Source organism: Sphingomonas morindae (assembly GCF_023822065.1).
Classification (GTDB): domain Bacteria; phylum Pseudomonadota; class Alphaproteobacteria; order Sphingomonadales; family Sphingomonadaceae; genus Solisphingomonas; species Solisphingomonas morindae.
The window spans coordinates 131,068-151,349 of the sequence record NZ_CP084930.1; the positions used below are offsets into that span (position 1 = coordinate 131,068).

General features: G+C 69.6%; 16 protein-coding genes. 5 read left to right on the plus strand and 11 right to left on the minus strand.

Features of this window, described 5'->3' with window-relative positions:
- Positions 1 to 35: 35 nt before the first annotated feature.
- Positions 36 to 1,826, minus strand: a complete 1,791-nt coding sequence (gene aspS / locus LHA26_RS00620; protein ID WP_252166827.1) for an aspartate--tRNA ligase — start codon at positions 1,824 to 1,826, stop codon at positions 36 to 38.
- 136 nt (positions 1,827 to 1,962) lie between these two features.
- On the opposite strand from aspS, the gene rnd reads away from it, so the two are divergent.
- A complete protein-coding gene (gene rnd / locus LHA26_RS00625) occupies positions 1,963 to 3,132 on the plus strand; it encodes a ribonuclease D (protein WP_252166828.1) in 1,170 nt (389 codons plus the stop codon).
- A 25-nt stretch (positions 3,133 to 3,157) separates the two neighbouring features.
- Here rnd and LHA26_RS00630 read toward each other — a convergent pair whose 3' ends face one another.
- Positions 3,158 to 4,657, minus strand: a complete 1,500-nt coding sequence (locus LHA26_RS00630) for a Ppx/GppA family phosphatase (RefSeq protein WP_252166829.1) — start codon at positions 4,655 to 4,657, stop codon at positions 3,158 to 3,160.
- Positions 4,658 to 4,711: 54 nt separating this feature from the next.
- On the minus strand, positions 4,712 to 5,284 hold the full coding sequence (locus tag LHA26_RS00635; protein WP_252166830.1) for an HdeD family acid-resistance protein: 573 nt from the start codon (positions 5,282 to 5,284) through the stop codon (positions 4,712 to 4,714).
- An 85-nt stretch (positions 5,285 to 5,369) separates the two neighbouring features.
- On the opposite strand from LHA26_RS00635, the gene trmFO reads away from it, so the two are divergent.
- From trmFO to LHA26_RS00655, 4 genes are all read left to right on the plus strand, one after another.
- Positions 5,370 to 6,689, plus strand: a complete 1,320-nt coding sequence (gene trmFO / locus LHA26_RS00640; protein ID WP_252166831.1) for a methylenetetrahydrofolate--tRNA-(uracil(54)-C(5))-methyltransferase (FADH(2)-oxidizing) TrmFO — start codon at positions 5,370 to 5,372, stop codon at positions 6,687 to 6,689.
- A 62-nt stretch (positions 6,690 to 6,751) separates the two neighbouring features.
- Positions 6,752 to 8,983: a WD40/YVTN/BNR-like repeat-containing protein gene (locus LHA26_RS00645; protein WP_252166832.1), complete on the plus strand. Its 2,232-nt coding sequence runs from the start codon at positions 6,752 to 6,754 to the stop codon at positions 8,981 to 8,983.
- Positions 8,984 to 9,050: 67 nt separating this feature from the next.
- Positions 9,051 to 9,476: an organic hydroperoxide resistance protein gene (locus tag LHA26_RS00650; RefSeq protein WP_252168436.1), complete on the plus strand. Its 426-nt coding sequence runs from the start codon at positions 9,051 to 9,053 to the stop codon at positions 9,474 to 9,476.
- Between the two features lie 119 nt (positions 9,477 to 9,595).
- Positions 9,596 to 11,914, plus strand: a complete 2,319-nt coding sequence (locus tag LHA26_RS00655) for a TonB-dependent receptor (protein WP_252166833.1) — start codon at positions 9,596 to 9,598, stop codon at positions 11,912 to 11,914.
- A gap of 24 nt (positions 11,915 to 11,938) precedes the next feature.
- Here the strand turns inward: LHA26_RS00655 and LHA26_RS00660 are convergent, their stop codons facing one another.
- The 8 genes from LHA26_RS00660 to eno all read right to left on the minus strand — a co-directional run bounded on the left by LHA26_RS00660 (position 11,939) and on the right by eno (position 20,241).
- Complete coding sequence (locus LHA26_RS00660) at positions 11,939 to 13,051, minus strand: SGNH/GDSL hydrolase family protein (protein ID WP_252166834.1); 1,113 nt, start codon at positions 13,049 to 13,051, stop codon at positions 11,939 to 11,941.
- Complete coding sequence (locus tag LHA26_RS00665; RefSeq protein WP_252166835.1) at positions 13,048 to 14,640, minus strand: GH39 family glycosyl hydrolase; 1,593 nt, start codon at positions 14,638 to 14,640, stop codon at positions 13,048 to 13,050. Before LHA26_RS00665 ends, LHA26_RS00660 begins: the two co-directional genes overlap by 4 nt.
- Positions 14,641 to 14,772: 132 nt before the next feature.
- Complete coding sequence (locus LHA26_RS00670; RefSeq protein WP_252166836.1) at positions 14,773 to 15,237, minus strand: EF-hand domain-containing protein; 465 nt, start codon at positions 15,235 to 15,237, stop codon at positions 14,773 to 14,775.
- A gap of 24 nt (positions 15,238 to 15,261) precedes the next feature.
- On the minus strand, positions 15,262 to 15,918 hold the full coding sequence (locus LHA26_RS00675) for a squalene/phytoene synthase family protein (RefSeq protein ID WP_252166837.1): 657 nt from the start codon (positions 15,916 to 15,918) through the stop codon (positions 15,262 to 15,264).
- A gap of 60 nt (positions 15,919 to 15,978) precedes the next feature.
- Positions 15,979 to 17,412 carry a pyruvate dehydrogenase complex E1 component subunit beta gene (locus LHA26_RS00680; RefSeq protein WP_252166838.1) on the minus strand — a complete coding sequence of 478 codons (1,434 nt, stop codon included), beginning with the start codon at positions 17,410 to 17,412 and terminating at the stop codon, positions 15,979 to 15,981.
- A gap of 1 nt (position 17,413) precedes the next feature.
- Complete coding sequence (gene pdhA, locus LHA26_RS00685) at positions 17,414 to 18,469, minus strand: pyruvate dehydrogenase (acetyl-transferring) E1 component subunit alpha (protein WP_252166839.1); 1,056 nt, start codon at positions 18,467 to 18,469, stop codon at positions 17,414 to 17,416.
- Between the two features lie 138 nt (positions 18,470 to 18,607).
- Positions 18,608 to 18,937 (minus strand): FtsB family cell division protein, encoded by a 330-nt coding sequence (locus LHA26_RS00690; RefSeq protein WP_252166840.1) that lies wholly within the window; start codon positions 18,935 to 18,937, stop codon positions 18,608 to 18,610.
- A gap of 20 nt (positions 18,938 to 18,957) precedes the next feature.
- Positions 18,958 to 20,241 carry a phosphopyruvate hydratase gene (gene eno / locus LHA26_RS00695; protein ID WP_252166841.1) on the minus strand — a complete coding sequence of 428 codons (1,284 nt, stop codon included), beginning with the start codon at positions 20,239 to 20,241 and terminating at the stop codon, positions 18,958 to 18,960.
- Positions 20,242 to 20,282: the final 41 nt, after the last annotated feature.

Sequence of the window (20,282 nt, forward strand, 5' to 3'; positions counted from 1 at the left end):
CGATCCCCGCGCCCGCCCCCCGCGCCGCGGGGGCGTCAGGCCTTGCCCGGCTCCACCACGCGAATGTTCAGCTCGCGCAGCTGCTTGGGCCGGACATGCGCGGGCGCGCCCATCATCAGATCCTCGGCCTTCTGCGTCATCGGGAAGACGATCACCTCGCGAATATTGGGCTCGTCCGCCAGCAGCATGACGATGCGATCGATCCCTGGCGCGGAGCCGCCATGCGGCGGCGCCCCGAATTTGAAGGCGCCGATCATCCCCGCAAACTCGGTATCCACCTCCTCGCGGCTGTACCCGGCGATCTCGAACGCCTTGTACATGATGTCCGGCCGATGGTTGCGGATCGCGCCGGAGGAAAGCTCCACGCCGTTGCACACGATATCGTACTGATAGGCGAGGATCGACAGCGGATCCTGCGTCTCCAGCGCCTCGATCCCGCCCTGCGGCATGGAGAAGGGATTGTGGCTGAAGTCGATCTTCTTCGCCTCTTCGTCATATTCATACATCGGGAAATCGACGATCCAGCAGAATTCGAAGCGCTTGGGATCGATCAGCCCGAGCTGCTCGCCTACCCGGGTCCGCGCCAGCCCCGCCAGCTTGGCCGCCTGCGCCGCCTTGCCGGCCGCGAAGAAGACGCCGTCGTCCGGCCCCAGGCCAAGCGCCTCGGCGATCGCCGCCATGCCCGCCTCGCCATGATTCTTGGCGATCGGGCCGCCCCATTCGCCGCCCTTGCGGGTGGCGTAGCCCAGCCCCGCAAAGCCTTCCGATTGCGCCCAGCTGTTCATGTCGTCGAAGAATTTGCGGCTCTTCTCGGCGGTGCCCGGCGCCGGGATTGCCCGCACCACGTCGCCGCCCTCGACGATCGCGGCGAAGCGGCCAAAGCCCGAGCCGCGGAACAGATCGGACACGTCCGAGATCAGGATCGGATTGCGCAGGTCGGGCTTGTCGTTGCCGTAGCGCAGCATCGAGTCCTTGTACGGAATGCGGCGGAAGGGCAGCGGCGAGACCTGGCGGCCCTTGCCGTCGAAATCGGCGAATTCCTCGAACAGGCCGTGCAGCACGGGCTCGATCGCCGCGAACACATCCTCCTGGGTGACGAAGCTCATCTCGAAATCGAGCTGGTAGAATTCGCCGGGGCTGCGATCGGCGCGCGCATCCTCGTCGCGGAAACAGGGGGCGATCTGGAAATAGCGGTCGAAGCCGGCCACCATCAGCAGCTGCTTGAACATCTGCGGCGCCTGCGGCAGCGCGTAGAATTTGCCCGGATGAACGCGGCTCGGCACCAGATAATCGCGCGCGCCCTCGGGCGAGGAGGCGGTGAGGATCGGCGTCTGGAATTCGGTGAAGCCCTGATCGATCATCCGCCGCCGCACGCTGGCGATCACGTGCGAGCGCAGCTGGATATTGCGGTGGAGCCGCTCGCGGCGGAGATCGAGATAGCGGTAGCGCAGGCGGATATCCTCGGGATAGTCCGCCTCGCCCGCGACCGGCATGGGCAGTTCCTGCGCCGCCGACTGGATCGTCACGGCGCGGGCGCGCACCTCGATCGCGCCGGTGGCGAGATTGGCGTTGGCCGCCTCGGCGGCGCGCGCCTCGACCACGCCGTCGATCGTCACCACGCTCTCGACGCGGATCGTCTCCAGCGCCTTCAGGGCCTCGCTATCGGCGTCGGCGACGATCTGGGTGAGGCCGTAATGATCGCGAAGATCCACGAAGAGCACGCCGCCATGATCGCGCTTGCGATGCACCCAGCCCGACAGGCGGACCGCCTGGCCGACATCGCCGGCGCGCAGCTGGCCGCAATTATGGGTGCGATAGGCGTGCATCACTCAATCTCTCTATTGCTCGCACCGGCGGCAGGCGGCGCGCGATCCGCCGGGCCGGTGTTCGTATCCACAGACGCGCGCGCTTCGGCGGCAAGCGACGCTTTGTCAAGCGCGCGCGCTGTGCCAAAGGAGCGCCATGCACATTCACCCGCTCATCACCGACAGCGCCACGCTTGCCGAGCTTTGCGACCGCCTCGCCCAATCGCCCTTCGTCGCGGTCGATACCGAATTCATGCGCGAGAACAGCTATTGGCCGGAGCTGTGCCTGATCCAGATCGCCGACGAGAAGGAAGCCGCCGCGATCGATCCCAAGGCGCCCGGCCTCGATCTCGCGCCGCTGCTCGCGCTGATGGTGGACAATCAGGAGGTCCTCAAGGTCTTCCACGCCGGCGGCCAGGATCTCGAGATCGTGCACAATCTCACCGGCAAGACCCCGTATCCGCTGTTCGACACCCAGGTGGCGGCGATGGCGCTCGGCATGGGCGAGCAGGTCGGCTATTCCAGCCTGGTCGAAAGCTGGACGGGCGTGAAGCTCGACAAGGGCGCCCGCTTCACCGATTGGGCGCGCCGGCCGCTCGACAAGCGGCAGATCGATTACGCCATAGGCGATGTCACCCACCTCGCGCGCATCTTCCCAAAATTGCTGGCACGCCTGAAGAAAACGGGTCGCGGCCAGTGGCTGGACCAGGAGATGGAGCGGCTTGGCGATCCCGCCAGCTATGTCAACGAGCCCGAGCTTGCCTGGCAGCGCGTCAAGGTGCCCAGCCGCAAGCCCGAGGTACTCGGCCGGCTGAAGGCGCTCGCCGCCTGGCGCGAGCGCGAGGCGCAGAACAAGGATCTGCCGCGCGGCCGCATCATGAAGGACGAAACGCTCGCCGATCTCGCCAGCAACCCGCCGCGCGCCCAGTCCGATCTCGCCAAGGTGCGCGGCCTGTCCGCGAGCTGGGCGGGCAATGATATCGGCGGCCGGCTGATGGGGGCGCTCGAGGCCGCCACGCCGCTGGCCGACGACGAGATGCCCGCGCGCGACGATCGCAAGCCGGGGCTCGGCAAGGATGGCGCGCTGGTGGCCGATCTGCTCAAGCTGCTGCTCAAGATCCGCGCCAAGGAAACGGATGTCGCCGCGCGGCTGATCGCCCGGAGCGACGAGCTGGAGGCGCTCGCCGCCGGCCGGCGGGAGGGGCTCTCGATCCTGTCGGGCTGGCGCTTCGAGCAGTTCGGCCGCGATGCGCTGGATCTGGTGGAAGGCCGGCTCGGCTTCGCCGTCAAGGCGGGCAAGCTCAAGATGACGCGGCTGGAAGGCTGAACCGGGCCAGCCGGCCGGTGCGCGCTCAGCCGGTGCGCAGCGCGGCGCGGCGGCCAAAGGCGGCCGCCAGCGTGCGATGGCGTCGCTCCACCGCCTCGCCGTAAAGGCCGGCATCGCCCGGCGCGAGGCGCAGCACCAGCTGGTCCTCGACAAGGGCCACGCCACTCGTCTTGAGCGGGCCGGCGACGCCGCCCGACAGGCGCTGGCCCAGCCGCAGCGCCAGCCCCCAGCGGATCGCGCCCTCCAGTTCGGCCGGCGTCGCGAGCTGGCTCACCACCGGCGCCACGCCGGCGGCGCCGAAGCTGGTGAACAGCGCCTGCGCGATCATCGCCCGGCCGCGCGCGTCCACCCCCACCCAATTGCCGTGCAGCGCGGTCTCGACGCCCCGCTCGGCGCGGAATTCGGGATGGGCGCGCCAGCCGACATCGGCGAGCAGACAGGCGGCATGGCGCAACCGTGCCTCGTCCGCGCTCTCGCCGAGGAAGAGCGGCGCGGTCCAGCGCTCCAGCAGATCGCCATGTTCCGGGAAACGCCCCTGCCGACTGCCCTCGTCGCGCGTCGCGCAGATCAGCGGATCGAGGCCGCGCACCTCGCCCGGCAGATGGCGATGCAGCACGCCCTCGCGCAGCCCATAGGCGGAGGTGATCAGCTGGCAGACCTCCAGCTCGCCCGCCACCACGGCGAGCAGCGCGGCGGCGTCGGGCAGCGTCGCGGCACGGGTGTTGGACAGGCCCTGCACATCCTTGAGCGCGGCCTTGTCGGCGCGCGCCAGGATGCGCTTGATATTGGCAGCGGTCGCCACCGGCATGGTGAAGCCGTGCACGATCGGCAGCGGATAGCCCGTGATGTGCATCACCAGCCGCGCCAGCGCGCGCCACGAGCCGCCGACCATGTAGAAGGGCAGGCCCGTGCCCGCGCCGCGCCAGCCCGATCGGGCAAAGGCGGTGCGCACCGCCTGGCGCAGCGCGCGCGGCCCGCGCTTGCGGATCGCCCCCACGCGCAGCACGCCCAGCGGGAAGGAGGCGCGCTCATGCACCGCGCCGGCGCGCACGCGCACCAGTTCGAGGCTTCCGCCGCCGAGATCGCCGACGATGCCGTCGGCATCGGGGAAGGCGGCGAGCACGCCCTCGCCCGCCATCTCGGCCTCCTCGCCGCCCGAGAGCAGCCGCACCTCGAGCCCCAGCGCCGTGGCGCCCGCCAGGAATTCGTCGCCATTCACCGCATCGCGCACGGCCGCCGTGGCGACGACGTGGAGCGTCGCCACCTGCATCCGCTCGGCGAGCAGCCGGAAGCGCGCGAGCGCCGACAGGCCGCGCGCCATCGCCGCCGGATCGAGCGCGCCGGTGGTCGCCAGCCCCTTGCCGAGGCCCGCCATCACTTTTTCGTTGAAGAGGATGGCGGGGATGCGGCCGGCGCCCTCGTAGACGACGAGGCGAATCGAGTTGGACCCGATATCGATGATCCCGACACGGCCATCGGGCAGGGCGGCGGGCGCGGCGGCGCGGAGGAGCAGGCCAGGCGTCATCACGGCGCCGGCAGATAGGGGAGAAGCACGAAGCTGGCCAGCCCCCGCAGCCGCTTAGCTGTGGGCGATCCGGCGCAGCTGAAATCCCGCGAGCAGGCTGACGACGCCGCTGAACAGAAAGCTCAGCCCCACGAACAGGCCCAGCACGGTCAGCGCCGGATAGGGAAAATTGGCGATCAGCAGCACCGCGAGCAGAAGATTGGCGAGGCCTGCGAGGATCAGCACGGTGCGCAGGGACCCGGCGCTGCGGCTGGCGCCGACCAGCTCGAACACGCCCCGCAGCCCTAGCCACAGCGCGAAGGCGAGCGCGAAGGAGGCCGCTCCCGCGATCGGGTTGAACACCGCGATCAGCCCCACCAGCAGCGACACGCCGCCATAGAGAAGGTCGAGCGAGCGCTGGTGCGCGCGGCGCGTGCGCAGCCCCATCACGATGCCCGCCACCCCCGCGATCACCAGCAGCCAGCCGAGGAACAGCGTCACCGCGACGCTGGCGGCCCCCGGCGCGGCGAGCGCGGCGAGGCCGGCCAGGATCAGCACCGCGCCGCTCGCCACCACCCAGCCCCAGGCGCTGGGCGGCCCCGCAAGGCCGGCGACGGTGGGCGCGGACGGGTCGGTGGTGATGGCCATGATCGGGCTCCTGCTCGGCGTGCCCACCGAACGAGACCGGTGCTGCGCGGTTCCCAGGCGGCGGCGGCTCGGCTAAGCGCGGGGGATGCACAATATTCATGTCATTGGCGGCGGGCTGGCGGGATCGGAGGCGGCGTGGCAGCTGGCCGAAGCCGGCTTCACCGTCCGCCTCTCCGAAATGCGGGGCCTGCTCCCCACGCCGGCGCACCATAGCGATCGGCTGGCCGAGCTGGTCTGCTCCAACAGCTTCCGCTCCGACGATGCGGAGCGCAACGCGGTCGGCCTGCTGCACGCCGAGATGCGCGCGCTGGGCTCGCTGATCCTGCGCTGCGCCGATCAGCATCGCGTCCCCGCCGGCTCGGCGCTGGCGGTGGACCGGGACGGCTATGCCGAGGCGGTGACCGCGGCGATCGAGGCGCATCCGCGGATCACCCTGGTGCGCGAGCGCGTGGAAGCGCTGCCGCACGGCCCCGCCATCATCGCCACCGGCCCGCTCACCGCCGCGCCGCTCGCGGAGGCGATCGCCGCCGAGACGGGCCAGGACCAGCTCGCCTTCTTCGATGCCATCGCCCCGATCGTCCACCGCGACAGCATCGACATGGACATTTGCTGGTTCCAGTCGCGCTGGAACAAGGGCGACGGCAAGGATTACATCAATTGCCCGATGAACCGGGAGCAATATGAGGCTTTTGTCGAGGCGCTGCTGACCGGCGAGAAGACCGAGTTCAAGGAGTGGGAGCGCGACACGCCCTATTTCGAGGGCTGCATGCCGATCGAGGTGATGGCCGCGCGCGGGCGCGAGACGCTGCGCCACGGGCCGATGAAGCCGGTCGGCCTGGATGATCCGCGCACCGGGCGCTGGCCGCACGCGGTGGTTCAGCTGCGGCAGGACAATGCGCTGGGCAGCCTGTGGAACATCGTCGGCTTCCAGACCAAGCTCAAACATGCCGAGCAGGTGCGCGTGTTCCGCATGATCCCCGGCCTGGAACGGGCCGAGTTCGCGCGGCTGGGCGGGCTGCACCGCAACACCTTCATCCGCTCGCCCGTGCTGCTGGACGGCGCGCTGCGGCTGCGCAGCCGGCCGCATATCCGCTTCGCGGGCCAGATCACCGGCTGCGAGGGCTATGTCGAATCGGCGGCCATCGGCCTGCTCGCGGGCCGCTTCGCCGCAGCGGAGCTGGCCGGCGGCGCGCTGCCGCCGCCGCCCACCACCACCGCGCTCGGCGCGCTGCTCGGCCATATCACCGGCGGCGCCGAGGCCGATCTCTACCAGCCGATGAACGTCAATTTCGGCCTTTTCCCCGCGCTCGAAGGCGTGCCACGCAAGGCGGATCGCAAGGCGCTGCTCAGCGCCCGCGCGGTGGCCGATCTGGCCGGCTGGCAAGGCGCCGCCGCGACCGGCTGAGCTTGCCAAGCCGGCCGCGAAGCCTCAGTCATGTCGTTCATATGGCAAGAGGATTTTCGCGGATGAACGGCTTGGCCCGAAGCGCGCTGGCGCTGCTGCTCATCGGCGCGACGCTTCCGCCAGCCGCACCCGGCACCGCGCCGGCGATCCGCTATGCCTGGCGCAACGTGGTGGTGGGGGGCGGCGGCTTCGCGCCCGGCATCGTGTTCAGCCCGGTCGAGCGCGGCCTCGCCTATCTGCGCACCGACATGGGCGGCGCCTATCGCTGGAGCGCGCGCGAAGCCCGCTGGCGCCCGCTTCAGGACGATGAGGGCGAGCCGAGCTTCATGGGGATCGAGAGCATCGCGCCCGATCCGGTCGATCCCGATCGCGTCTATATGGCGGCGGGCATGGGCAAGGATGCGCCCGCCGCGATCTTCCGGTCGAACGATCGCGGCGCGCATTGGGTGCGCCAGCCCGTGCCCTTCGCCATGGGCGGCAATGAGGATGGGCGCGGCCTGGGCGAGCGGCTCGCGATCGATCCGCATCACCCGGCGCGGCTCCTCTTCGGCTCGCGCCATGACGGGCTGTGGCGCAGCACCGATTCCGGCGTGCATTGGGCGCCCGTCCCGGGCTTCCCCCGCCCCGGCCTCGGCCGTCCCGCCGAGCGCCGCGCGACGCATGGCGGCCTCGCTTTCGTGCTGTTCGATCCCCGCCGGGACGGCCGCGTCTTCGTGGGCAGCGCCGATCCCGGCGGCGTCCATCTCTTCCGGTCGGACGATGGCGGCACCGCCTGGCGCGCGGTGCCGGGCGGCCCGGCCTACGGGCTCGTCCCGGTCAAAGGCGTGATCGGCGGCGATGGCGTGCTCACCCTCACCTATGACGATGGCATCGGCCCCAACGGGATCACGCGCGGCGCGGTGTGGCGGCTCGATCCCGAAGGAACGGCCTGGACCGACATCACCCCGCCGCATCGCCCCGAGGTGACCGGCGAGGGCTATATGGGCGTGGCCGTGACGCGGCAGGATCCGCGCATTCTCGCGGTGAGCACCGTGGACCGGCGCGGGCTGGTGGATACCGTGTGGCGCTCGGCCGATGCGGGCCGGCATTGGGACGAGCTGTGGCGCCGCTCCACCCGCGACGTGCGCGCCTCGCCCTTTCTCGATCTCGATGGCAAGGCCAATTTCGGCCACTGGATCGCCGGCCTCGCGATCGATCCCTTCGATCCCGATCATGCCGCCTATGTCACCGGCGCGACAATGTACGAAACGCACCAGTTCGGCCGGCCCGGCACGATGGCGTGGCGGCCCTGGACGCGCGGTATCGAGCAGACCGCGATCATCACGCTCATCAGCCCCACGGGGGGCGCGCCGCTCATCTCGGGCTTTGGCGACATCGCCGGCTTCCGTCACGACGATCTCGCCGTCTCGCCGCCCCATGTCCATCTCAATCCCTATCTCACCAACACCAACACGCTGGATTATGCGGGGCTGAAGCCGGGCTGGATGGTGCGCAGCGGCAGCACCCATAGCCGGATCGTGCCCGGCCCCTCGCTCGCCTGGTCCGACGATGGCGGCGAGCGGTGGCGGCCGCTCGTGCCGCCGCCCTCGCGCCCGCGTGACGATGGCGCGCCCGCGCCCGAGCAGACCGGCGACGCCGCCATCACCATTTCCGCCGACGGCGTCACGATGGTGGTGGAGACCGATCCGCCCCGGCGCAGCGACGATCAGGGACGGAGCTGGACGCCGATCGCCGGCCTGCCCGCGCGCAGCCGTGTCACGGCCGACAAGGCCGATCCGCGACGCTTCTACGCGCTCGATTTCGCGCGGGACACGCTGGTGCGGAGCGACGATGCCGGGCGCCACTTCGCGCCCGTCGCCGCGATCGGCCTGCCGCCGCTGGCGCCCGCGCGGGTGACATGGCGCGAAGCGCAGAACCCGCTGCTCGCGACCCCGGCGCGCGCGGGGGCGCTGTGGCTGCTGGTGGGCGACGCGCTCTACCGCTCGATCGACTTTGGCGGCCATTGGCAGCGCACCGGCCGCCCGCTCGCCATCGCCTATTATGGGCTGGGACACGCCGCCCCCGGATCGGTCTGGCCCGCGCTCTACGCCATCGGGCGGCCGGCGGGCGATCATGGCCGGCTCGCCATCTGGCGCTCCACCGATGGCGGCGACACCTGGGCGCGGATCAACGACGATGCCCATCAATGGGGGCTGCGCTTCCGGGTCATCTCCGGCGATCCGCGCCGCTTCGGCCGCGTCTATATCGGCACCGACGGGCGCGGCCTCCTCTATGGCGATCCCTCGCCCCGCTAGGGGCACGACGATGCGGCCAAAAGCGCGGTCGGCCGTTCTCGCCCGGCACAGCGAAGGAGAGCCCGCGATAGCGGTTGACGTGAAATATCGCACCAAGGCCCATGCCACCGGCGGCCGCGACGGCGAGGCGCGCTCGGAAGACGGGCGCTTCGCGGTCAAGCTTTCGACGCCCAAGGAGCTGGGCGGCGCGGGCGGCGATGGCAGCAACCCCGAACAGCTGTTCGCGGCGGGCTATTCCGCCTGCTTCATCGGCGCGCTCAAGGCCGCCGGCGCCGCGCTCAAGATCAGCGTGCCGGCCGATACCAGCGTCGCGGCCACGGTGGGGATCGGCCCGCGCAGCGAGGGCGGCTTCGGCATCACCGCCGATCTCGAGATCAGCCTGCCCGGGCTCGCGCGCGACGACGCCGAGAAACTGGTCGAGGCGGCGCATCAGATCTGCCCCTATTCCAACGCCACCCGCAACAATGTGGATGTCGGGCTGACAATCGCCTGATCGTTCCGGGGCGGCCGCCGCGCCGCCCCCATCCTTTCCGGTTTCTGTCACACATTTGCCGTCATTAGGATGGTTTAGCCGCCCCTGACGCCAACAAGGCGCAAACAGGGGAAGCGTACATGATCTCGTCCATCGGCCGTCGGCCGGCCCTTTTTCTCGCCGGCGCGACGCTGCTCGCCGCCAGCCATGCCGCCCAGGCGCAGGACGCGCCCGCCGCGACCGCCCTCTCCACCCCCGCGCCCGACGGCGCCGATCTCGGCCAGATCGTCGTTACCGCCGAGCGGCGCAGCGAGAATCTGCAGCGCGTGCCGATCTCGGTGGGCGTGGTGAATGGCGAGGGGCTGCGCACCTTCCAGGCGGGCGGCGACGATACGCTGCTCTCGCTCTCCGGGCGGGTGCCGGGCCTGTATGTGGAAAGCTCCACCGGCCGCATCTTCCCGCGCTTCTACATTCGCGGCCTCGGCAATATCGATTTCTACCTCGGCGCCTCGCAGCCGGTGGAGATCATCCAGGACGACGTGGTGCTCGAGCATGTCGTGCTCAAGTCCAACCCGGCCTTCGACATCAACCAGGTCGAGGTGCTGCGCGGCCCGCAAGGCACGCTGTTCGGCCGCAACACGACCGCCGGCATCATCAAGTTCGACAGCAATCGCCCGACCCAGAGCTGGCAGGGCCAGATCCAGGCCAGCTACGGCACCTATAACAGCGTCAATCTCGATGCCGGCATCGGCGGCCCGCTGATCCAGGACAAGATCGCGATCCGCGCCTCCGGCCTCTACCAGCATCGCGACAATTGGGTGGACAATGTCTTCGCCGGTCCGAGCGCCGACGGCACGCAGACGCCCAAGAAGAACGCGCTGGGCGGCTTCGACGAGAAGGACGCGCGGCTCCAGATCCTGCTGACGCCGACCGAGAACCTCACCATCCTCGCCTCGGGCCATGCGCGCGATTATTCGGGCACCTCGACCATCTTCTATCGCGGCGCGGTGGTGCGCGGCACCAACAGCGTGCCCGATGGGATCAGCCGCGCGCAGGTCGCGCTCGACGAGGGCAATGGCAATCCGCAGGCCTATCACACCTATGGCGGCTCGCTGAACATCGGGTGGGACATCGGCCTCGCCACCCTCACCTCGATCAGCGCGATCGAGACGAGCCATGGCTATAGCCGCGGCGATACGGATGGCGGCGCCGGCGCCAATTTCCCGGTCAACGGCGTGCCCAACGGCTTCGGGGAATCGCAGGGCCGGCTGCGCGGTCTCACCCAATATACGCAGGAACTGCGCCTCGCCAGCAACGGCACCGGCCCGGTCCACTGGCAGGTCGGCGGCCTCTATTTCGACAGCCGCGACGATACCGAATTCGATCAGCGCGCCTTCTTCCTCCAGGGCGCGGCGCGCAATCCGAACAACTGGGTGTTGCTCCACGATGTGAACACCTCCTGGGCGATGTTCGGCCAGCTTTCCTACCAGCTGACCGACCGGCTGACGCTCACCGCCGGCGCGCGCTACAGCACCGACGACAAGCGCACCCAGCTGCTCAAGACCGCCGATACCGCCGCCGGCGCCGTCACCTATCGCGGCCGGCGCGACGTGTCGCTCGGCACCAAGAAGCCGAGCTGGGACGTGAGCGCGCTCTATGCGCTGACCCCGTCGATCAACCTCTATGGCCGGATCGCCCATGGCTTCCGCGGGCCGACCATCCAGGGCCGCTCGGCGGTGTTCAACACCGACTTCACCACCGCCAATGCCGAGACGATCACCTCCTACGAGGCCGGCGTGAAGACGCAGTTCTTCGACAATCGCCTGCGCTTCAACGCCACCGGCTTCACCTACACCGTTCACGACATCCAGCTGAACGGCAATGACGAGTTCGGCAACGGCGTGCTCTTCAACGCCGATAAGGCGCGCGCCTGGGGCATGGAGGCCGATGCCGAGCTGCGGCCGGTGCAGAACCTCACCCTCACCGCCGGGCTGAGCCTGCTGCACAGCGAGATCGACGACAAGCGCGTCTATGCGCAGGTCTGCGCGCTCAACGGCCAGGTCGTCTGCACCGTGGAGGATCCGACGATCAAGGTCGGCGCCAACACCTTCGCGCAGATCGACGGCAACCCGCTGCCCAACGCGCCGCGCTACAATGTCAATCTCACCGCGCGCTACGATATCCCGCTCGCCGGCGAGACGCGGATCTTCCTGGCGACCGACTGGAACATCCAGGGCTATACGAACTTCGTCCTGTACAAGACGAAGGAATTCACCGCGAACGGCAATTTCGAAGGCGGCGCCAAGCTCGGGCTCACCACCGGGCGCTACGAAATCGCGGCGTTCGTCCGCAACATCACCAATGAGAAGAACCTGAAGGGCGTGATCGAGAACTATATGGCCGCCGTGTACAATGATCCGCGGATCATCGGCGTGTCGCTCTCGGCCAAGCTGCGCTGAGTCCGGAAGGGGTGGCCGCGCCGCTCAGCGCGGCGCGCGCCACCCCGCCCGCGCGCGGATCTCCGCCGCCAGCGCGGCCGCGATCCGGCCATCATCGGCGAGCGAGGGATGCTGGTTGCAGCTCGACAGCGCGAGATGATCGACCGGCACGAAGGCGATGGCGCGATCGCCCGCCGCCTGGCGCTGCCGCACCACCGCCCCCGCCTCCGCCTCGATCTCGCCTTCGGCCATGTCCGTCGCCCAGACGAGGATCAGCGCGTCCGGATGGCGCGCGCGCAGCTGCGCCAGGAAGCGGCCATAGCTCTGCTCGAACTCGCGGTGCAGCGCGTCGCGATCCGGCCAGCGCTCGCCCGCGTGCAGCGCGGTCGTGAAGTCGTTGGTCCCGAGCGCCACCACCAGCACCTGCGGCGCCCAGCCGCGATCATCGGCCGCCGGGGCGTCGGCGCCGAACAGCGCCTTGCCATAGGCCTTCGGCAGGCTGTCGGCGGCGAAGCCGTTATAGTTGCGGACCACGCCTCGGCCGGAAATCGCGTTGACCCGATAGGTGGCGCCGAAAAGCCGGGCGAGCTGGCCCGGCAGGCCGGCATCGGTGTCGGTGGTGGCCCACACCGTCGCCTCGTCGCACTGCCGCGTCGTCGAGCGATTGGCATAGCCGACGGTGTGCGAGTCGCCGATGAACTCGATCCGGCGCGCCGGGGCGGGCAGTGGAGCGGTGCGCGCCTCGGGCCCCGCGTGAAAGCCCTCGAAGCGGGTCGGGCCGGCCTGGCTTTCGGACACGATCGCGACGCGCAGCCGATGCCGACCCTCCGCGAGGCCCGTCACGGCGTAAAGCCCCGGCGCCGGCGCGGTCAGCCGCGCGATCTCGGCGCCGTCCACGCTGGCGACGAGGATCACGCGCCCGGCGCCCAGGCGGAAAAAGGCGCGCCTTCCCGTGAAGCCCGTCTCGAAGGCGGTGCCCGGCCATTGCCGGGTGAAAACGGGCGCCGCCGCGTCGCCGCCACGCACCACCCGCCCCTCCGCTACCACCGGCAGCGCCCGCAAGGCGGGCGGCGCCTCGGCGGGCGCGACCTTCGGGGCCGGCGCGGCCGCGATCGCCAGCGCCGCCGTCAGCGCCCCGAGCCGCCACGCGCGCGTCATCGCGCCGCCTCGACCGGCTCGAGCGTGACGAGCACGACATCATTGGTCCGCATCGCCACCGGCACCGCCACCGCGCCGCGCGAATCGACCCGTATGACGCGATCCTGCTCCGGCCGATCCGCCGTCAGCGCCTGCAGCTTGGCGAGCTGATCCGGCGCGAGCGTCTCGGGCATGCCCATGTCGATATAGGCGCTCATCGGATCATTGGCGCGGAAGCCGGTGCGCTGCACGCGCAGATGGTAGCGCCCGGCGGGCACATGGGCGAAGCGAAGCGCCACCGGCGCGCTCGGGGCGGCGGGCAGGAGACGCGAATAGAAGGGCCGGTTGCTCACCGCCTGCACGGGCTGGTGCCAGTCCCAGAGCAGCGCCGTGGTCCGCCGCCCATCGACCGCGACCATGGCGTGCGGATCGGCCACCGCGACGGTGCGGCCGCGCAGGGCGTGCAGATATTTATAGGCGAACCAGGCGGGCTTGCGGATCCCCTCGCGGTTCATCAGCCCGAAGCCGCCATGGAAGGGCGTGGGCGGCGGACCGGGTTCCTCGAACAGATCGGTATAGGTCCAATAGCTCATGCCCTGCGCATAGGGCTCGGTTTCGTGCAGCTTGGTGAGGATGTAGGGCGCGCTGACATAGCTGTCGTGCACCAGGTCGCGCGGCGTGTAGCTGGTGCTCCACTCGGTGAAGAAGAGCGGCAGCGCGGGGAACGCCGAAGCCTTGATCTGCGCGCGGACCTTGCGGACATCGCCGGTGATCGCGTCCGGCGAGGACGAGAGCTTGGTATCGGATTTGCCCTTCTCGTCGAGAAAGCCGCCGTCCACGCCATAGCTGTGGGTGGCGACGAAATCGATCGGCGCGTGCGATTGGGCGACATGAGCGAGAAACTCCGGCACCCAGGCGGCGCCCGCCGTGGCCGGGCCGCCGACGCGCAGCGCCGGATCCACCGCCTTCACCGAGCGCGCGGTGACGTCGTAGAGCTTGAAATAGGCGGCCTGGTCCGCCTTTTCCCAGAAGCCGTCGAGATTCGGCTCGTTCCACACCTCGAAATACCAGCGCCGCACCTCCTCCGCGCCGTAGCGCTGGCGCACGTGGCGGACAAAGGCGTCCACCAGATCGGACCAGCCATCCAGACGCGGATGCGAGGTGTTGCCCTTCCAGTAGAAGATCGTCTGGTCCGAGGTCTTGAGCGCGTCCGGCGTGAAGCTCAGCTCCACAAAGGGCCGGATATGGCGGGCGAGCAGATCGTCGTAGAGCCGGTCGATCCCGGTCCAGTCATAGACGATGCGGCCCTGCGCCACCTTCACCGTGCCCAGCACATCATGGAAGATGGCGTGGAAGCGGATATAGCGGAAGCCGAGTTCGTCCACCGCCGTGCGCAGCTGCGCCTGGCTGTCGGGCCGGATCAGCGTGCCCGGAAAATCCGAGCCGACCGAGAGATCGAAGAAGCGGTTGACCAGCGCGCCCACGCTCGCGAGATCGGCGGTGATGGCGCGGGGCGCCGGGGCTGCCGAGGGCGTCGCCGCCGCCGCTGCGCCCGTGCCCGCCACCAGCGCGAGCGCGGCCGCCATGTGCCGCGCCAAAGCCTTACTCATAGACGTCCGCTCCCTGACCCATGTCTTGCGCGCATGCTCGCCCGGCCGCGCCCGTCTGTCGAGCGTGAAATGGGAGCGGTAACGCGGACTCGGGCGCGGTGACGCGCCCGGAGCCCGGGCGCGCGGAGCGGGTCAGCCTTCCTCGGCCGGTTCGCGCGGCGGGCAGCGCAACGGCCGGCTCTTGCGGACGGGCCGGGTGGTGGCGAATTCCGCCGCATCGAGCGCGCCGGACCGATCCTTGTCGGCCGCGCCGTAGCGCGCGATCGCCTTGGCGGCATATTCCTCGAACGAGAGGCGGCCATCGCCGTCGCCGTCCAGCTTGGCGAAGGCGCGCCGGCGCCCGTCCAGATATTCCGCGCTGCGCACCGCGCCGTCGCGATCCTTGTCGTAGCGGGCGAAGCGTTGGGCCTCGCGAGTCCTAGTGTCGGCCGCCGGCGGCTCCGGCATCGGCCCCTCGCCGCGCGCGGGCGGCGGTTCCGCCGCCACCGCCGCCGCCGCGGCGAGCGTCGGCGCGGTCGCCGGTGTCGAACGCATCCACAGAAACACACCCGATGCCAGCAGCGCCGCCGCCGCCAGCCCGATCGCGATCCGGATCATGGTCAATCTCCCCCGCGCGGGAGATTAGCGGCCGAACAGCTGGAAGGCGAGCAGGCGCGCCATCGCCGCGCGCGGACCTGCCTCTTTATGGGTCGTCGCGTGGCGCGCCGCCGCCGCAAGCAGGCCGAGCGGCCGCAACCGGGCCGGCCAGCGTCCGCCCGTCCGCGCAAGCGCCCGCGCGGCGGCGTCCCAGGCCCGCGCCGCGCGGTCGGGATCGCGGCTGTGGCGGGCGAGATCGGCCAGCGCCCAGCCCGCCCCGGCGCCCGCGAGCCTCGGATCCTGGGCGCCAAGCAACTGGCCCGCCAGCGCGAACAGCGCGCTGCCCCGGGCGGTGCCATGGCTTGCGAGGCTCTCGTCGGACAGCGCCGGATCGTCGAGCAGCACCTCCCAGCCGGTGGTGAGCGCCGCCAGCGCCGCGCCGCTTACGCCCCGCGCCGCCAGCGCGGCGCAGGCCTGGAGCAGCGGCTCGGCGGGCGGAGGCGCGCGATCCAGCGCCTCCAGCGCGTCGCGCCACCAGACGAGACGCATCAGGCCGATCGTCGGTTCGGTGGCGCGGGCGACAAGGCTGCCGAATCGCACATCCAGCGCGAACAGCGTCTCCAGCGCCGGTCGCGCATCGGCCGGGCTGATGCCCAGCGCGATATCGAGCGCGGCGGCGCGCGGTGCCTCGCTTTCCGCCATGCCCGGCCTTTCTTCAGGACGCGGGCGGCGCGGGCCTCGCCCCGCCGCCCCGCCGCCTTATCAGCGGTAGCAGACCTTCTTCACCGCCGTCACGACCTTGGCGCTATCCACCAGCGCCAGCTTCTCGAGATTGGCCGCATAGGGCATGGGCACATCCTCGTTGGTGACGCGCAGCACCGGGGCGTCGAGATCGTCGAACCCCTGCTCCATCGCGATCGCCGCGATTTCCGAGGCGATCGAGCAGGTCGGCCAGCCCTCTTCCACCACCACCATGCGGTTGGTCTTGGCGAGCGAGGCCAGCACCGTCGCCGTATCGAGCGGACGCAGCGTGCGCAGATCGACGACCTCGGCATCGATGCCGTCCTCGGCCAGCGTCTTGGCCGCGTCCAGCGCGACCCCGACGCCGATCGAATAGCTCACGATCGTCACGTCCTTGCCCGGCTTGGCGATGCGCGCCTTGCCGATCGGCAGCACGAAATCGTCGAGCTTGGGCACGTCGAAGCTCTGCCCGTAGAGCAGCTCATTCTCGAGGAACACGACCGGATCCTCGCTGCGGATCGCGGCCTTGAGCAGGCCCTTGGCGTCCGCCGCCGAATAGGGCGCGATCACCACCAGGCCGGGCACGCTGGCATACCAGGGGCCGTAATTCTGGCTGTGCTGCGCCGCCACGCGCGCCGCCGCGCCGTTCGGCCCGCGGAACACCATCGGGCAGCGCATCTGGCCGCCGGACATATAGTTGGTCTTGGCGGCCGAGTTGATGATGTGGTCAATCGCCTGCATGGCGAAGTTGAACGTCATGAACTCGACGATCGGCCGCAGCCCGCCCATGGCGGCGCCGGTGCCGATGCCGGCAAAGCCATATTCGGTGATCGGCGTATCGATGACGCGGCGATCGCCAAATTCGTCCAGCAGCCCCTGCGTGACCTTGTAGGCGCCCTGGTACTGGGCGACTTCCTCGCCCATCACGAAGACGCGCTCGTCGCTGCGCATCTCCTCGGCCATGGCGTCGCGCAGCGCCTCGCGCACCGTGGTGCGCACCATCTCGGTGCCCTCGGGGATCTCGGGATCGGCGGCGACCACCGCCTGGCCCTTCTCGGCCGACTGGACGAGATCGCGCGCGCCCGTCTCCATCTTGTGCGCGGCCGTTCCCTCGGGAATGTTCGGCTCGCCCTGGTCCTGCGGCTGATCCTTGGGCTGGGCGGAGGCGGCCTCGCCGGCGCGGCTCTGCGTGGTGGGCGCCGAGGCGTCCTCCCCCTCGGCGGCGAGGATGGCGATCGCCGCGCCGACCTTCACATTATCGGTGCCCTCGGGGACGAGGATCTGGGCGATCGTGCCCTCGTCCACCGCCTCGAACTCCATCGTCGCCTTGTCGGTCTCGATCTCGGCGAGAATATCACCCGACTGGACGGTGTCGCCTTCCTTGACGAGCCAGCGGGCCAGCGTGCCCTCCTCCATGGTGGGAGACAGGGCCGGCATCTTCAGTTCAATCGGCATCTCAATACTGCTCCACCAGCACGTCCGTATAGAGCTCGTTCACCTCGGGCTCGGGCGACTGCTCGGCGAAGTCCGCCGCCTCCGCGACGATCTGGCGGATGTCCTTGTCGACCGCCTTCAGCTCCTCCTCGGTGACGCCCAGCGCCTCGAGTTCGCGCTTCACCAGGTCGATCGCGTCGCTATTGTCCTTCATCGCCTGCACCTCCTCGCGGGTGCGGTACTTGGCGGGATCGGACATGGAGTGGCCGCGATAGCGGTAGGTCTTAAGCTCGAGCAGGATCGGGCCCTTGCCGCCGCGCACCCATTCCAGCGCAGTTTCGGCCGCGCCGCGCACGGCCAGCACGTCCATGCCGTCCACCTGGAGGCCGGGAACGCGGAAGCTCTCGCCCCGGCGGTAGAGCTGATCCTCCGAGCTGGCGCGGTTGACGCTGGTGCCCATGGCGTAGTGGTTGTTCTCGATCACGAAGATGATCGGGAGCTTCCACAGCTCGGCCATGTTCAGCGTCTCGTACACCTGGCCCTGATTGGCCGCGCCGTCGCCGAAATAGGCGAGGCACACGCCGCCGTCGCCGCGATATTTGTGGGCGAAGGCGAGGCCGCCGCCCAGCGCCACCTGCGCGCCGACGATGCCGTGGCCGCCGTAGAACTTCTTCTCCACGGAGAACATGTGCATCGAGCCGCCCTTGCCCTTGGAGATGCCGGCGGCACGCCCGGTCAGCTCGGCCATGATGATCTTGGGATCAAGACCATAGGCAAGCATATGGCCATGGTCGCGATAGCCGGTGATCACGCTGTCACGTTCGCCGTCGAGCGCGGACTGGAGGCCCACCGCGACCGCTTCCTGGCCGATATAGAGGTGGCAGAAGCCGCCGATCAGGCCGAGCCCGTACAGCTGGCCGGCGCGCTCCTCGAAGCGGCGGATCAGCACCATCTGCCGATAAAACTCGGTCAGCTCTTCCTTGGTGGCTTCGTAGCGCCTGGGTTCGACCGGGCGTTCCCGATTGGCGATGGGGGCGGCATCCGCCTGCGGGGCGGCATTGCGTGGCGTTCGAGCCAAGGTTGGGCGCCTTTCGAATTCGTGAAACGCCCATGCGTATAGAGCCGTGCGTGCGCTTTGCGCAACGCCATAGCCGAACTAAAGCGGTACCAATCCGATTGCACGAAGCGCAATCGCAGATGAACTGCACGCAATTGGTCAGGGCGTGGGGATGATCACTTCATCGGGCCGCGTAAGACCCATTTCGCGCCGCACCAATTCATCGGCCATATCAGGATCAACATGACGGGAATCAAGGAGCGATACTTTGTGTTGCAGCGCAGTACGCTGCGCCTCGAGCTTGGCCAGCGCGGCCGATTTGGCGGCGATCTGCCGGCGGTAATCGCCAAGCGCGAGCAGCCCATTGGGGCCGGCGATCGCATAGCCCGCGAAATTGCCGATGACGAGCAAGGCGACGGCCGGGCCGGCCGCCGCCCTGATCAGCTCGATGGTGGAACGCCCCCGCTTGCTCACACCGGCGTTATCCACGAATCCCGCTTTGGAATCAATCAGCCCTTGGTCGCGAAAGCGCCCCGGCCGGCATAAATCGCGGCGCTGCCCAGCTCCTCCTCGATGCGGATCAGCTGGTTGTATTTGGCGAGCCGGTCCGACCGGGCGAGGCTGCCGGTCTTGATCTGTCCGCAATTGGTGGCGACGGCGAGATCGGCGATCGTCGCGTCCTCGGTTTCGCCCGAGCGATGCGACATGACGGCGGTGTAGCGGTTGCGCTGGGCGAGGCTCACCGCCTCCAGCGTCTCCGACAAGGTGCCGATCTGGTTGACCTTGACGAGCAGCGAATTGGCCACGCCCTTGGCGATGCCATCCGCCAGCCGCTTGGGATTGGTGACGAACAGATCATCGCCCACGAGCTGGACACGATCGCCGATCTGGTCGGTCAGGATCTTCCAGCCCTCCCAATCATCCTCGGCCATGCCGTCCTCGATCGACCAGATCGGGTAGCGCGCGGCGAGATCGGCCAGATAGCCGGCCATGTCGGCGGGGCTGAGCGTCTTGCCCTCGCCCGCCATGACATACTGGCCGTCCTTGAAGAATTCGGTGGAGGCACAATCGAGCGCGATCGCGACCTGGTCGCCCGGCACATAGCCGGCCTTCTCGATCGAGCGCAGGATGAAATCCAGCGCGTCGGTGGTCGACGCGATCGCCGGCGCGAAGCCGCCCTCGTCGCCCACCGAGGTCGACAGGCCGGCATCGTGCAGGCCCTTCTTCAGCGTGTGGAAGATTTCGGCGCCCCAGCGCACCGCCTCGGCGAGCGTCGGCGCGCCGAACGGCACCACCATGAATTCCTGGAAGTCGATCGGATTGTCGGCATGTTCGCCGCCGTTGATGATGTTCATCATCGGCACCGGCAGCACCTGCGCCTGCACGCCGCCGACATAGCGGTAGAGCGGCAGGCCGCGGCTCTCCGCCGCCGCCTTGGCCACGGCCAGGCTGACGCCGAGAATGGCGTTGGCGCCGAGCCGCGACTTGTTGGGGGTGCCGTCCAGCTCGATCATGGCGGCGTCGATCGCCGACTGGTCCTCGGCCTCGAACGCCTCCACCGCCTCGGCGATCTCGCCATTCACCGCATCCACCGCCTGGCGCACGCCCTTGCCGAGATAGAGGCTCTTGTCTCCATCGCGCTTTTCCACCGCCTCGTGCGCGCCGGTGGAGGCGCCGGACGGAACGGCGGCGCGGCCGAAGCTGCCATCCTCCAGCGTCACATCCACCTCGACCGTGGGATTGCCCCGGCTGTCGAGAATCTGGCGCGCGTGAATGTCGAGGATCGCGGTCATCGGCTGTCCCTTCTACTGATCGCCGGCCTGTTACCGGCGGT